This is a genomic window from Staphylococcus sp. FSL W8-0774 (assembly GCF_038006785.1).
Lineage (GTDB): Bacteria > Bacillota > Bacilli > Staphylococcales > Staphylococcaceae > Staphylococcus > Staphylococcus pasteuri.
This window is the reverse complement of record NZ_JBBOVW010000001.1, coordinates 109,316-125,170: the sequence shown is the minus strand read 5'-3', so window position 1 is coordinate 125,170 and position 15,855 is coordinate 109,316. Positions and strand designations below refer to the sequence as shown.

Sequence of the window (15,855 nt, the reverse complement as noted above, 5' to 3'; positions counted from 1 at the left end):
CTCCCTATTCACAAATTACAATTTTTATTCTATAATACTTTTATTATATATCATAGTAATTTAATCAAGATTATTTTTCAAGGAGTGATACCCATGTCAAATTATCGAAAAGTCTTTTTAGTTCTTTATAATAAAGGACTTTATAAAATGATTTTTTCAATTCTTAGTCTTCCGATATTTTTGTATGCTAGTTTAGTTTATTTGTTAAAACACCATCAAAAAACAACATTAGTGCAAATCCAAGACGAATATAAATTAGAACAAGCACTAAAGAAAAAATATCAATTTCTAAATCGGCGTAAATCTCGATCGCAACTCCAGAAAGAAGCTAGAAATATTTATCACAGTCATCATCGCCGTGATAATCAATATACTACAACTGATTTTCCCACTTTATATACAAACATCTTATTCGGAAAATTTCCCATTATAAAAATAATTTTAGCTTTACCATTGTTTGTTGTGTTGTCTTTTTATCTCAATCCAATCGTACGTTATATTTTCGAACGCATAATTATGACGCTAGTTGTCATTATTGGTGTAGTCATTGTTGTTTTTACAATACTATATTTATCACCTTTAGATGCGGCATATAGTATTTTAGGACCTAATGCGACAAAAGAACAATTTGCAAAATTTAATCAACTACACCATTTAAACGATCCATATCTTATTCAGTTATGGGAAACGATGGAAGGTGTATTTACATTTGATTTAGGTACTACCTTTAAAGGTAATGAAGTTGTTTCTGATGCTGTAGGATCTAGAATACCTATTACATTAACAATATCTGTGTTGGCATTAATTGTAGCGCTAGTCATTGCTATACCTATTGGGATTATTAGTGCATTTAAACGCAATAGTTGGATTGATATTACATTGATGATTATCGCTTTAATTGGATTATCTATTCCTAACTTTTGGCAAGGGTTACTGTTTATTTTAGCCTTTTCACTTAAGTTAGATATTTTACCACCATCGTATATTCCTAATGATCCTTTATCACTAATATTACCTGTACTAGTCATTGGTACTGCAATTGCTGCATCTATTACGAGAATGACACGTTCATCTGTATTAGAAGTGATGCGCAATGATTATGTGATGACTGCATATGCTAAAGGTATTTCTAAATCTCAAGTTGTCATAAAGCATATTTTAAAAAATGCACTCATCCCTATTGTGACACTTATTGGAATATTATTTGTAGAATTGTTAGGCGGATCAGCAGTAACTGAACAAGTATTCAATATTAATGGAATAGGCCGATACATTGTTCAAAAGCAATTTGTACCTGATATACCAGCAGTTATGGGTGGTGTTATTTACATTTCAATTGTCATTTCACTCATCAACTTAGTTATAGATATTTTCTATGTCATGATTGACCCTCAACTTCGTGAAGAAATTAAGGAAAGGGTGTAATTATATGCCACAAATTTCAATAACAAAACTCAGTTCACTACAACTGTTTACCATTTCTGCAGTATCTGTATTTGTATTAACTTTTGTCACTACTTTGCTCAATTTATTCAAAGGTAATGTTTCAAATACATTTTACATTGCACAGTTGATATTAATTATTTTGACACTCGTAGTGGCTACTATTGGATTTTCAGAAAGTAAAATACAATCTCATAAAGTATATCGTTGGCTTACCTATGTCGTTCTCATATTAACGACAATTACCGGTAATCTATTCACATTGTTAATGTTCGTGAGTCTATTCCGTTACGAACATACATCAAAATACAATATATACAATAGTTGGGAAGCGTTTATAAGCAAGATTAAACAACATAAAGTCGCTTTAGTGAGTTTTGCTTTATTAACTTATCTTCTAACATTGTCAATTACTGGTATTTACACATTTAATACTTCTTTAGCAACCCAAAACCAATTCAATGAATTATTAAAAGGTCCAAGCTTAGCTCACCCTTTTGGAACTGATGATTTTGGTCGTGATTTATTTACTAGACTCGTGGTGGGTACTAAATTAACTTATTTTATTTCAATCACATCAGTAGTAATTTCAGTTCTGTTCGGTGTCCTTTTTGGTATGATTGCAGGCTACTTTACTAAAGTGGACAATACGGTGATGCGCATACTTGATATTATTTTTGCGATACCAACATTATTATTAGCAGTTGCGATTATCGCATCGTTTGGCGCTAGTACATTAACATTAATCATTGCTTTAAGTATTGGTAATATACCTTCCTTTGCTCGAACTATGAGAGCAAATGTACTCGAAATCAAACGACAGGAATATATACAAGCAGCTCAAATTACCGGAGAAAGTCATCGTCGTATTTTATGGAGTTACATCTTACCTAATACTCTCGCACCTATGATTGTCAGATTTTCATTAAATATAGGTGTCGTTGTACTAACTACAAGTGGCTTGAGTTTCTTGGGATTAGGTGTAGCACCAAATGTTCCTGAATGGGGAAACATACTCAGAACTGGAAGCAACTTTTTAGAAACGCACAGCAATTTAGCCATATTTCCTGGGTTATGCATTATGTTACTTGTCCTCGCATTTAATTTTATCGGGGATGCTGTCCGTGATGCACTAGATCCGAAGATTCAATAAGATAGGATGATTTTATATGAAAAGAATTTTATTAACATTAACAGTAAGTTTAACTTTGATACTAAGTGGTTGTGGTGTACCTGGCAAGGATGATACGAAAGATAAAAACAAACAAGTCAACGTTAAAGGTACTAAACCGACGATTCGCTTTTTAGGTCAAGCGAGTTATCAAAATGATATGAACATTGTTAAACAACAATTAGAGCGAGCTGGTTTTAACGTAAAGATGAATGTTCAACCTGATTACGGTAGTTATCGTACACAACGTCAAGCTGGTAATTATGATATTCAAATCGATGACTGGACAACAGTATTTGGCGATCCTAACTATGCAATGAATGCAATATTTAGCTCTACAGGCTCAAATAGTTTGATTAAAGACCCTAAAATCGATGCATTAATCAATAAAGCATCTAAAGAAAATACTTCTGAAGCTAAAAATACATATAAAAAGTTAGAAGATAAAGTGATATTCGACGAAGGATTCATGGCACCTTTATATGGTTCGAAGAAAAATCTCGTTTATGACAATAAAATTTTAAATAAAAATAGTGTTGGTTTACCTAATTCTCGCGCGCTTATTTGGCAACAATTTGATTATAATGATAAAAAATTACGTAATACACGACCTTTAGTGATGACACAACCTGATGGTGAATTCCAATCTCTAGACCCTATTCGTTCTATTGCGCCTAATGTCTACAATATCAATATGAACATGTATACACGTTTATTAACACTTAATGATAATGACAAAATCACAACTGATGGATCACTTAGTCGTAGCTATACATCTAACAAAGATAACAATGCATTTTATTTCTTATTAAGAGACGATAACTATTTTGTAAAAGTAAAAAATGGCAAAGCAGAAAATACACATGAAAAAGTATTAGCAGACGATGTCCTATTCAGTCTCAACCGTGCTAGAGATAAAAATGTTGTTCCTAACCATGTGACTTATAATATGCATAAACATATTAAAGATATTACTGAGTTAACAAATGATGATAAGAAAGAACTTAAGAAGACTAAAACAGCATCTGGCAAATCGGTATGGGATACATTAACTAAAGGTTATAAAGTTAAAGATATAACAAATCAAGATAGTGAAGTTAATAATGCTGAAGGTAAATATCAAATTATTAAAATTACAACTGATCAACCAATGCCTAAAGAAGTTAACTATTTAACACACTCATCAGCTGGTATTTTATCAAAACATTACGTTGAAAAGCTGAAAGAAGAAGGCAAAGATTTTGGAGCACCTAATACTGTACCTAAATCTGATGACGGTCAAAATGAACTCGTTACTAGTGGTGCGTACATTATGACTAAAAAAGACAATTATCAAGCTACTTTCCAACGTAATCCAGGTTTTAATATCGATGAAAAAGACAGCTACGGTCTAGCTAAAATTAAGAATATTATTTTGAAATTCAATGGTGACCCAGCAAGTGCACTGTCCGAATTAAGAAACCATGCAATCGATATACTTGCTGACATAGATCAAAAACATTTTGAATTAATAAAATCTGATAAAGATTTAAGTATGATTAGTAAACATGGACGTAAATCGGTATTCTTAATTTTAAATAGTAAGAGTGGTGTATTTAAAGACAATCCACATTTAAGACGAGCTGTGGTTAATGCTATAGACCAAGATCAATTCATTAAGTTTTACCGTGGAGATAAATTCAAAATAAGTTCACCTGTTACACCATTACTTGATACAGGTAATGAGCAAAAACAAGATTTAGATAAAGTTGAATCTGAGATTAATCAAAGAAAATAACTCATATCAAAGATTTCTATTTTAGAAAGAAGGCACTATTCGATGTCGGACACGCATTTCAAATATCAATTAACTTCACAAGAAGGCTTGGTTTCAGTGTCACATCCACTCGCAGCTAAAGTGGGAAAAGATATACTTGATAAAGGTGGAACTGCCATAGATGCAGTAATCGCCATTCAACTAGTACTTAATGTTGTGGAACCTTTTACCTCTGGATTAGGTGGCGGTGGTTACTTATTATATTATGACAATACGTCAGGCGATTTAACTATATTCGATGCACGTGAAACTGCCCCTAGCAATGTAGACAAGCACTTTTATTTAGATGAAAAAGGACACTATAAAAGTTTTTTAGAATTAACGACACATGGCTCTATCGTGGGGGTTCCAGGAATTGCAAAGCTCTTTGAATATTTACACAAACATTATTGCAAATTGAATTTAGCTGACTTGATTAACCCGGCGATTGAATTAGCCGAACACGGTCATCGTGCTAATTGGGCGATTGAAAAATATTCACAACAACAACTTAAAAGAATTAACAAGTACGCTGAAACACGTCGTGCATTTACTAAAGAAGATGATGATTATATCCATGACGGGGATTGGATTAAATCTCCAGAAATAGCTCGTACATTACGCTTACTAAGAGATAAAGGGTTTGGCGCATTTTATACTGGCAATATCGCGAAACAATTGGTAAATGTTGTAAACAAATATGGTGGGACAATTAATGAAGAAGATTTAAAGCATTATAATATTCGTATCAAACAACCTATAACTGCCCAATATCGAGGTTATCAAATACATTCTATGGGACCTTCTAGTTCAGGCGGTATTACTTTGATACAAATTTTGAAAATACTAGAATCATTTGATTTAAAAAGTATGGGAGCACGATCCACCGATTACTTACATCATCTTGTTCAAGCAATGCAGATTGCCTACAGTGACCGTGCCAAATATATTGCTGATGAGGACTTTTATGATGTACCAGTCAGCGAGCTTATTGATGAGGGTTATTTAAAGCAACGTAGCGAAATCATTAATCAACATATTGCTAATTTTAATATTGAACATGGTGAGTTAAGTAATAGTTCTCGTGTAGAAAGTCATACTCATATAGATGAAAACCATACCGAAACGACACATTTTTCTGTAACAGACCGATTTGGTAACGTAGCCTCTTTCACTACATCTATAGGAATGATTTATGGTTCTGGTATTACAGTTCCAGGTTACGGTGTTTTACTTAATACCACAATGGACGGCTTTGATGTCATCTCAGGTGGTATTAATGAAATCGAACCACATAAACGTCCGTTGAGTAATATGGCCCCAACAATCATTACTGAAAATGGGAAACCTATCATGGAAGTTGGCGCACCAGGTGCAATTAGTATCATCGCTAGTGTTGTACAAACCATTATTAACGTTTTAGACTTCGGGATGTCTATCCAGGAAGCAATTGATGAGCCAAGAATATACACAAGTAACCCTTCTCGTATAGAATGGGAACCACAATTTGATCAAACACTTATTTTGAAACTTATTGCCAAGGGACACGCTTTTGAACATCGACCAGACCCTTATATTGGTGATGTACATGGTTTACAATTTTTGGAAAATGGTGTTATCGGTGGCGCTGATAATACAAGAGAAGGGACAGTTGCAGGTGGCCCTATCTATGATGTCAGAGAGAAAGAGAATGATTTAAATATCGATGATTTTACGCAGTATCATATTGAATACAATCACGTGAGACTACCTTTATTTAAGAACCAGATTATTAAGGAACATGGTGATTTTTGGTTAAGAAATGATGTTGTCGAATTGCTATTTGATATTAATGAAAAAGACTATGAAGTCGAGTATTTTATTGAAAAACAAGGTCAGGATAGTCGTTTTATCAATATTGAACAACTTGCTCATCAATTAAATTATCAATTTCATAAAACTGAAAATGGTATTTCTATTTATAAAGATACACAACAACGCATTACCGAAACACAAGCCAAATACTATCGATACGATAGAGACAGTATCACAAGATAACAAACAAGCTGAGCAACCGAATTGGGCGCTCAGCTTGATTTTTGTTTTTTTATTTATATATCATTTTGAGATATTATGTAATAACTATTGCCTCATATTGATTATAAGACAATTGTGTTTCCATCGTAACCATAAACATCATAAGCAAACATATTTTGTTCTGCATCTAATAAATATTTCTTTTGTCTACATATTCAATTAGTTTATACCCGACATACTATAAAAAATAGTTACTTTTATTAATTTCACCATATTATTTTATTCAATACTCACTTCATTATCCTCTTCGTCTTCTGATGGTGTAAATTCGATGATATCTGTATAAGTTATGGTTTCTTTGTCATTATCTACAAAATTATATTCTATATGTTGGTCACCTATTTTACGAGCACCTATGTTTCCTGATTCATCAAATAAAACTTTTGGCGCTTTATTCGTATTAATATCAAAACGGTTTTTAATCTCTTTTACATTTTTATCTTTATTATCAAGTTGATATTCTGCGGTATAAGACGGTCTATCACCATAACTATAAGTTATGGTTCCATTTTTATAATCTTTAATATCACTATAATCAGCAAATTCTACTAAAAATTTAAAATTATTTATCTTCTGTTCTAATGATTTACTAATCCCCTTTTCTTTTGCTTCTTTAGTTAATTTAAGCTTTTTGTTTTTATATTCAACGGGATAATGTTTTTCCTCTTTATCATGTTCATAAGTCTCACTGTTATAATTATCTTTATCTACAAAGTAATAACCACTAGCATCATGAGTCTGTCTATTAAATTTCATCTCAACACCTTCAGTTACAGTGTCCCCTTCTTCACCTTTACGTTTCGTTGTAAAGGATTTGAGTTCCCATACACCTTTGTCGTCGGCTTCTAACCCCCTGCCACCTTTTTCTTCAGCTCTTATCCCTTGTTTATCAAATAAAACATCAAGATTTTTCATAGGAAGTGGCTTAAATATATGTGAAAGACTACCTTTAATTGCGTTTTCTTTAGTAATTTTAAATCCATAATAACCACTTATAATGATGATTATTGCAATGATTGGTAGTAATATAACACTCAACAATTTTTTAGAAATCAACTATAAGTCACTTCTTTCTGTATTTTAATGAGTCAATCCACCTTGTTCTTTGTGATTTACATTTTCAATTTTTAATAAAATCTTTTCATGTAAGTACTAGACCTGTTTTAGCGAAACATTAATATTTTCTTATAATATTTTTTCTCGTCGACTGCTTTTTCGAAAGGAATATGTTATCTACTGTAACCTCCATTTATCTCAACTATCACTTTATTATTTAAACAATATATAAAAATAATTGATGAGTATCATAACACCAATAAGGCCATTATGAATCATATGTACTGTCATACTGTCTTTAATGTTACCTCTTCTTGAGTAAGCAAGATAAAAAATCATACCCATTATCATATACATTAAAAATGCAATAATATTATTAATGCCATGTTGTGAGGCGAAGACAATCGATGAAAGTATGAAAGGCAACCAGAATACTGATTTTCTAAATAGTGTTTCTTTAAAAATGCCTCTATAAATCAATTCCTCTAGATATGGAACTAAAAAAGTAAGTGTAATCACAAATATAATTACGGGAAATACTTGTCCAAGTTGACTAGCGTCTTGTGCTTGAGCATTGACGTCACCAAAAAGCAATTTATCATTATCTGTTTGCATTGAACCAGTGGTTAATTTTAGTAAGTATGTGAATCCATATACAACTAGTCTTAATATAATTGCCCAACCTATGGCTATACCTAAGTCTTTAAGACTAAAACCTTTTGTTTTTTCATATGTATGATTTAAGTAGTATCGTCTTATTAACCAAATCACTATAGCAATAACAAAAAGATATATAATAGTACCTATTGTTATACTTAAAACCTCAGCTTTAACAGAAAGACTTACAAGAGTTATTATTGCAATAACTGGTAATTGTGCTAATATCATCCAACCTATAAATATTAAAATATTTAGCGCAAGATTTCCTTTAGGTTTGATATCATTACTTTGTTCTTGATTAAATTGATTTCTATTTACATCTACATTATCGTTATCAAATCTATTTTCTTCCATATCAAAACCACCTTATATATCTTAATATTTAAAACTAATTAATTATATAATTAATATAACATTACTCCAAAATAAAAAATAGTTTATTAGTATTCTTTATTTTTATAATTAACATTAAAAATTGATTAGAATGATTTTTCAAAACAAAATAAAAAGTCCTCGCACACTATGTACGAGAACTCCTTAATTTAAATTCCTATTTAATTTTCATATTCCGTCGAACTTAAGTTCCAAATCTAATGATCCCAATTTGAACGTAAAATGCATGAACAGAAGTTATTTTGAGGATATTCTGGTTCAAAATATTTAATAACGTCAGATTTGATATTACCAAATGTTGTTTCTGGTTTATGTTTGAAACCATCATAAAATGCTCGAATCACATCATGTTTAAAATTGCCACGTGGAAATTTATCTACAACTGCTTTTCGAATTTCATCAGAATATTGATTCCAATTATCTCCCATAACATCCATACCAACACCATGATATAGCAATGCTACGTTATTCTCTTTATGCTCTGCTACTCCAAGTGTCGTATGCAATGCAATAGAATCCCATGCTAATTGTAAATCTCTTTCATCATAGTTATACGTTTCTAAAAATTGTCTCACCGCATTAGCGCCGTCTACTTCAAAACGCAAATCATCGCTACTATATTGATTAGTTAGACCTAAATCATGGAATAAAGCAGTAATATATAGTAACTCTTTATCGTATTTGAGTTTATCTTGAATACCTTTAACTTCTCCAAATAAATATACTCTATTTGAATGATTCCAAATTAATTCATTACCATGTTCGTGAACAATACCTTGTGCATCTTGAACAATCTTACTATCTGGAACAGTGACTTCATTAATATCTCTAATCATGGTTATACGACCCTTCTTATTGTGATATTACATCTATTCCACTCATAAAGGCTTGGTAATCTTTATACATAATATAAAATCACAAATATAGAGATACCTAAGTACTACTTCAGAACATATTTTCACATCAAAAAGTAGACAAGCAATTAGTTTACAAAGACAACCGCTTAATATTTCAACTAAATGACTATGACTAATAACATCTTTCTATTTAACATATCGTGCTCCTTTAAACATACTCATCACAATCATACACACAACGAGCAATCCGCAAATGGTGTACATCCAGCTAAATCCTACTAAATCTGACAAGGGGCCCATCAGACTTCCACCTAATGACACACCTAAATCTGCACATGCAATAAATAAACACAATAGCATATTACGACCAACTTTCGGTAACACAAAACTTAGATATGATGTTAGCGTTGGATAAACAAGTGCTTGTGTCGTACCAATCAATATGGCACTACTATAAAATATGAGTGCGTGTATGTTAGGTCCAATAGCAACTAACATCGCTGCAACGGCAAGCAACATCAGCACACTCACCATATACAACGGGTGCCATAACCCATCAGATGGAATGTATTTACGTAAATAAATTCTAGCTAATACCACCGCTATCGCTTGAATCGTTAAGAATATACCGGCGTCTGCAAATCCGAATTTCACAGTATATAATGGAACAAATGTACTCACTGCGCCAAAGACTATCGACACGATAATCATAATCAACCCACTCGTTAAGAGTTCCTTATTTTTAAAGAATTGGGCAAACACAGTCACACCATTAAAGGGTAAGGGTTCAACTTTGTGACTAGTATCAGGTTCCTTACCTGCAAATGAGACACGATAACCAAAGAATGTTGTCGTTAACGCTATAGCAATCATGACTACGGCAAATACTGACATTCGATCCAGATGCCAAATACCTATAGCAATGAGTGGTCCTACTAAATTAGGTATCGTTGAAAATAGAGAGTATAAAGAGACACCTTCTGAGCGATGTTCTTCAGGTAAAGCATCTATAATACCTAGTTGTAGCGACATCGAAAAGAATGCCGTACATACACCCTGCATCACTCTTGCTAAAAAATATCCCTCTAATCCAGTAAATCCATATAATATCAGTGCACAAGCATTAATAATCAAAATAATATGTAGTACTTTAATTGGACCAACACGTGCAATAATTTGTCCTGCCCATGGACGAAAGACCATTGCAGTCAACATGTAGGCACCCATAACGATACCTATCATTGTATTGGTTGCACCTAAATCATGACCTCGTAATGGAATGAACACATTCAAAATGGCATTCGCACTAAAGAACATGAGAGTTAGTATATATAATCTTAGAAATGGCCAAGCCATTGCACCTTTCATTAACTCACTCCTTAGAATGATAATTGTTTCTCTATTAACGCTCTTGTATAAGCATTACGTGTTGTATTTAAATGGCATGTGGGAAGGCTTTCCACAATTTGACCATTTTTAAAAATAACTAATTGATCACATAAATACGTTGCCGCTTGAATATCATGCGTAATAAATATATAGCTTAAGTTCCGTTCTTCTTTTAACCGTTTCAATAAATCTAGAATTTGAGTTTGTATCGACATGTCTAGCGCGCTTATGGCTTCATCAAATAAAATATATGTTGGGTTAATACATATTGCTCTTGCAATAGCAACACGTTGTGCCTCTCCGCCCGATAGCATATTGGGATATTTTTCTAGAAAATTACTGGATAATCCTACCTCATCTAATAATTGAGTTGCCGTTGTTTCCATTTCTTTCAAGCTTTGTTTATCGCACTGGCACATGACTTCGAATAAAATATCTCTTACAGTTTGAAAAGGATGTAATGACGATGTATAGTCTTGAAATACTGCACTAATTTGATGACGTCTTACCTTTTTTATATACATCGGTTGCTCATTTAATGTCACGTTACCTTTGTCTGGTCTTTCAATGCCTAATATCATACGACTTAGTGTAGACTTACCACTGCCACTCTCACCGATAATAGCGATAGATTGACCTACAGGACAATCGAAGCTTACATCTTTAACGATAGGTTCTGTTTTAGAGCTAAATCGCGTTCGTTTGTCATAATGCTTTTCAACATTTGATATTTTAAGCATGACAATCTCCTCTCATTACACGTTGAAAATAATCATTCACCTTTTGCTTTGTGGATAATAAATATTTCGTGTACTCATGTTGAGGATCATGCAAGACCGCTTCTTTAGTTCCTTCTTCAACCAATTGTCCCTCTTTCATAACGAGTACATGATCTGCAACTTTATGAATAACTGTTAAATCATGCGAAATAAATATCATGGCACAATCAAAATGTTGTTTAATATCTTCAAATGCTTCCAACACGTCAAATTGATTAATCGTATCCAATGCAGTTGTTGGTTCGTCTGCAATAATGAGTTTTGGTTTTAATGCTAAGGCTAAGGCAATCATTAACCGTTGCAGCATGCCACCTGACAACATATATGGATAAGATGCCAAAATGGTTTTAGGATCTTTTAAATTCATATACGTCATATATTTAATAAGCGTTTCTTCAATTTCTTGTGTTGATAATGATGTATGTGCTTGCATTGTTTCCATCATTTGTTTGCCGACTCTTGATGACGGATCAAAAGCTCTTGCACCTTGCTGCATGACCATCGCAATATCTTTACCTCTATATTGTCGTAATTGTTGCTCTGACAAATTCAATAGTTGTTGACCTTCAAAACAAATGTCTCCAGTAACTTTAAGACGATTAGGATTAAGTCCAATTAATGATTTACAAGTAATGGATTTACCACTACCACTTTCACCTATTAAACCTAGTGTTTCACCATGTTCAACTTGAAAGTTAATATCATCAACAAGTACATTACCTGTCCAAGAATCTATAATTGTTAAATTATTTACTTTTAACAACGTCATTCATGCATCACGCCTTTCTTAACTGCACGTAATTTTTCTTTTGAAGAAATGCGTGGATCTATTGCCACTTGCAACGCATCTGATAGAAAATTGAATGCCATAACAATAATGACAATAACAATACCAGTAGTCACCATTAATTCAGGATGAGTAAACATCACTTTACGTGCTTCATTTAACATCATGCCCCACTCCGCTGTTGGTGCTTTTACTCCTAAACCTAAAAATGAAAATCCTGACATTTGTAATATCATAGAACACATGGCACTACTAGAAATAACGGCAATATCGCCTAATGTTAATGGAAGAATATGTTTACGAATAATCAATAAATGACTCATACCAATCGTTTTAGCAAATTTTACATGATCGGCTGCGGTATATTGCATGACACTAGTACGTATTACACGGCAGAACCATGCCCAACGTGTAAGTATAAATGCCAGAATAATATTTTCCACACCCATTCCGAATAATGTAATTAACGCTAAAGTGACAACGTAACTTGGGAATGCCAACATGACATCACAACATCGCATAATCAATGCATCAATATAACCCCGGAAATATCCAGATATAAATCCGAGTATGGCTCCAATTGCGACCGATACAAATAATGCAATCAATACATATAATAAGCTTGGTCGAATAGCATAAATAACCCTCGTCAATATATCTCTTCCTAAATGGTCTGTGCCTAACCAATGTGATGTGCTAATACCAGCAAATTTATTCGCTGTATCGATATGATTGGGTTCATGGACTGTAATGAACGGTGCTGTTAACCCGAGTATGATATAAGTCGCTATAACAATTAATGCAATTACTGCACCTTTATCTTGTAATAATCGTTTTAAAATCATCATCTTGTCGCCTCCCTCAGCCTAGGATTCAACAAGGCATTAATAATATCTGCCAGTGTGTTAAAGACAATAAATAAAACTGCAACAATTAACACGTAAGCTTGTATAACTGGAAAATCATGTTCGACAATTGCTTTAATACTCAATTGTCCTAATCCTGGCCATGCAAAAACATTTTCAACAACGACTAAGCCACCCATAATCATAGGTATCGACATACAAAAAATAGATACAGCGACTTGTAATGCATTGCGTAATACGTGTTTTAATAAGGTTATAGTATATACACCACTCGCTTTTAAATACATCACATACTCTTCATTAAGTTGTTCAATCATCGCTCGTCGTACATTTCTAAAGTAAATACCAGTATACGTCATTGTAATAACTACAACAGGTAAAATATAACTTTCTGGTCCAGTTAATCCTGATGTTGGTAATAAATTTAACTTAACTGATACAAAAATAATGAGCATTGATGCTACCCAATATGATGGTAAAGCTGTTAAAAAGAATGCTATCAATCGTATTACTCGATCTGTACTACGACCTCTAGTTAGTGCACTCACCACACCTAAAAAGATAGATGTCACCATAACTGATAGACTAGAAATTAATGTTAATTTTAATGTATTCATAAATGCAGGACCTATACGTTCTGAAACCGGGTCTCCTGTAATATAGCTTGTCCCAAATTTAAATTGTATTGCTTGTTGTAACCATTCTTTATATTGAATAAGAATAGGTGCATCAAGACCATACTTCTTTTTCGTCTCAGTAATTAATTGCTCTGTAACATTCGGTGTTCCTTGTGCATGTAGAATCGTTACAGCAGGATATTCATTGGATAGGTACGTCATCATAAATGTCATAAAACTCACTACAATCAATAACGGAAACATGAGTGCAATACGTTTTATTATTAATTTGAACATTTAGATGCTCCTTTATTTATATTGCATTTCATTAAATGGTAATTCATATTGTGATTGCGTGAAGGATACATTTTTTAAGTCTTTAGGTGCTACTACGGTCATACTGCCATGAGAAATTGGAATAAAGACACCCTCATCATCGACTTGTTTTAAAATGTGTTGATAAGCTTTTGAACGTTCTTTCGCATTTTTAATTTTGAATGCATTGTCGATATTGTTATATAACTGTTGTTTGTCTTTAATACCTGATGTAGCAGTTTCATAACCTGTTTTTGATTTGAATGCAGCAATAGTACTTTGTGGATCATAAAGTAATCCCCATGTCTGATTGAACATTAAATCATAGTCACCAGATGTACGACGTTCAGCAATTTTATCTGATGTTTCACCATTTATATTTAATTTGACGCCTAACTTTTTAAATTCTGCTTCTAAAAATTCTGCCTGTTCTTTCTGACTTGTTGAGTCTTTGTCATAGTACATTGACATAGCTAAGTCTTTACCGTCTTTTTGACGTACGTGTTTATCTTTATTTAACTTCCAGCCTGCTTTATCTAATAATGCTTCAGCCTTTTTCTTATCAAATTGACGCGTAGGCATATTAAAATTAATATCTGTCACGTTCTTTGCAAAAAGTTGTGTAGCTGGTTTTTCTTCTCCATCAAGAATATCTTTTGCGATTTTATCGCGGTCAACCATGTGTCCAATGGCTTGTCTAACCGATTTGTTACTTACCGCACTATCTTTCTTACCAGCGTTAGCAACAATCATTTTGGTATTCATCGGTTGGCTACGTTTGACTTGGTAATTTCCAGTTTCTTTGAGTTGTTTTAAACTATCATTATCTAAACTATCTGTACCTCGATCATCAGTAAATGCAAAGTTAGTCTCACCTTTTTTCATAGATAAGAATGCTGTTTCTCCTGCTGGTTTAACCTTTGCTTCTACCTTATTTAATTTAGAAGATTCTCCCCAATAGTGTTGGTTTTTATTAAAGGTAGCAGATTCATCTTTCTTATGTTCGCCCATTTTGAACGGACCTGTACCATCAAACGATTTCACGCCATCTTTAGTCGTTCCATGTTTAAAGTCTTTAGGTGATACAAACACATATGGACGAGGCATTGCTAATTCTGCTAATGCAGGTTGATATGCTTCTTTCAAATGAATTTGTACCGTGTATGTATCTTTCACTTTGACATCATCAATTAATGTCGAAATCTTTAACCATGAATGTAACTTTTTGTTTTGTTGTATGGCATCAATATTTTTCTTCACAGCGTCTGCATTAAATTTTGAACCATCATGGAATTTGACGTCCTTTCTTAGATGAAACGTATATGTCTTCCCGTCTTTCGAGATGTCCCATTTCTTAGCTAATAATGGCTTGATACCATCTTTAGTGTTACGTACTAATGGTTCATATATCATACTTTCCGCCGACATTGATCCTCCATAAACATGAGGATTCATATCACCAATGTCCTTTACAGTTGTATAGGATAGTGTCTTTTGATCCTTTTTATCTTGTAATGCCTTATCACCACCGCATCCTGCTAATACAATTCCTGATGCTAATAAAATTGCGCTTATTTTAGTTTTTGTTTTCATTAATTTTTCCTCTTTCTATATTGAAAAGTGTGTTGTCTCTTCTTAAAACCTCAAATCT

At 32.9% G+C, this 15,855-nt stretch carries 13 protein-coding genes; 4 read left to right on the top strand and 9 right to left on the bottom strand.

Features of this window, described 5'->3' with window-relative positions; all coding sequences use genetic code 11:
• The first annotated feature begins 93 nt into the window (after positions 1-93).
• Genes NSQ15_RS00560 through ggt form a run of 4 tightly spaced genes read left to right on the top strand, consistent with a single transcriptional unit; the run spans position 94 to position 6,446 of the window.
• A complete protein-coding gene (locus tag NSQ15_RS00560; RefSeq protein ID WP_096807711.1) occupies positions 94-1,425 on the top strand; it encodes an ABC transporter permease in 1,332 nt (443 codons plus the stop codon).
• Positions 1,426-1,429: 4 nt separating this feature from the next.
• The gene (locus tag NSQ15_RS00555; RefSeq protein WP_046467245.1) at positions 1,430-2,596 is read left to right on the top strand and encodes an ABC transporter permease; all 1,167 of its coding nucleotides are present in this window, start codon (positions 1,430-1,432) and stop codon (positions 2,594-2,596) included.
• A 16-nt stretch (positions 2,597-2,612) separates the two neighbouring features.
• Complete coding sequence (locus NSQ15_RS00550; protein ID WP_340746867.1) at positions 2,613-4,391, top strand: ABC transporter substrate-binding protein; 1,779 nt, start codon at positions 2,613-2,615, stop codon at positions 4,389-4,391.
• 42 nt (positions 4,392-4,433) lie between these two features.
• Positions 4,434-6,446 carry a gamma-glutamyltransferase gene (gene ggt, locus NSQ15_RS00545; protein WP_124760293.1) on the top strand — a complete coding sequence of 671 codons (2,013 nt, stop codon included), beginning with the start codon at positions 4,434-4,436 and terminating at the stop codon, positions 6,444-6,446.
• A gap of 258 nt (positions 6,447-6,704) precedes the next feature.
• Here ggt and NSQ15_RS00540 read toward each other — a convergent pair whose 3' ends face one another.
• The 9 genes from NSQ15_RS00540 to cntA all read right to left on the bottom strand — a co-directional run bounded on the left by NSQ15_RS00540 (position 6,705) and on the right by cntA (position 15,797).
• Positions 6,705-7,541, bottom strand: a complete 837-nt coding sequence (locus NSQ15_RS00540) for a tandem-type lipoprotein (protein WP_070451631.1) — start codon at positions 7,539-7,541, stop codon at positions 6,705-6,707.
• Positions 7,542-7,754: 213 nt separating this feature from the next.
• Positions 7,755-8,555: a CPBP family intramembrane glutamic endopeptidase gene (locus NSQ15_RS00535; RefSeq protein ID WP_017637770.1), complete on the bottom strand. Its 801-nt coding sequence runs from the start codon at positions 8,553-8,555 to the stop codon at positions 7,755-7,757.
• A gap of 236 nt (positions 8,556-8,791) precedes the next feature.
• Complete coding sequence (locus NSQ15_RS00530; RefSeq protein WP_029056712.1) at positions 8,792-9,430, bottom strand: HD domain-containing protein; 639 nt, start codon at positions 9,428-9,430, stop codon at positions 8,792-8,794.
• 207 nt (positions 9,431-9,637) lie between these two features.
• The gene (cntE, locus tag NSQ15_RS00525) at positions 9,638-10,819 is read right to left on the bottom strand and encodes a staphylopine family metallophore export MFS transporter CntE (protein ID WP_340746866.1); all 1,182 of its coding nucleotides are present in this window, start codon (positions 10,817-10,819) and stop codon (positions 9,638-9,640) included.
• Positions 10,820-10,830: 11 nt separating this feature from the next.
• A complete protein-coding gene (locus NSQ15_RS00520) occupies positions 10,831-11,580 on the bottom strand; it encodes an ABC transporter ATP-binding protein (protein ID WP_029056710.1) in 750 nt (249 codons plus the stop codon).
• Positions 11,573-12,388, bottom strand: a complete 816-nt coding sequence (gene cntD / locus NSQ15_RS00515) for a staphylopine uptake ABC transporter ATP-binding protein CntD (RefSeq protein WP_070451627.1) — start codon at positions 12,386-12,388, stop codon at positions 11,573-11,575. Before cntD ends, NSQ15_RS00520 begins: the two co-directional genes overlap by 8 nt.
• Positions 12,385-13,254, bottom strand: coding sequence for a staphylopine uptake ABC transporter permease subunit CntC (gene cntC, locus NSQ15_RS00510; RefSeq protein WP_070451625.1), 870 nt, complete (start codon positions 13,252-13,254; stop codon positions 12,385-12,387). The genes cntD and cntC overlap by 4 nt, the downstream gene beginning before the upstream one ends.
• Positions 13,251-14,186 carry a nickel/cobalt ABC transporter permease gene (gene opp1B, locus NSQ15_RS00505; RefSeq protein ID WP_340746865.1) on the bottom strand — a complete coding sequence of 312 codons (936 nt, stop codon included), beginning with the start codon at positions 14,184-14,186 and terminating at the stop codon, positions 13,251-13,253. Before opp1B ends, cntC begins: the two co-directional genes overlap by 4 nt.
• Positions 14,187-14,198: 12 nt before the next feature.
• Complete coding sequence (gene cntA, locus NSQ15_RS00500; protein ID WP_017637777.1) at positions 14,199-15,797, bottom strand: staphylopine-dependent metal ABC transporter substrate-binding lipoprotein; 1,599 nt, start codon at positions 15,795-15,797, stop codon at positions 14,199-14,201.
• Between the last annotated feature and the right edge of the window lie 58 nt (positions 15,798-15,855).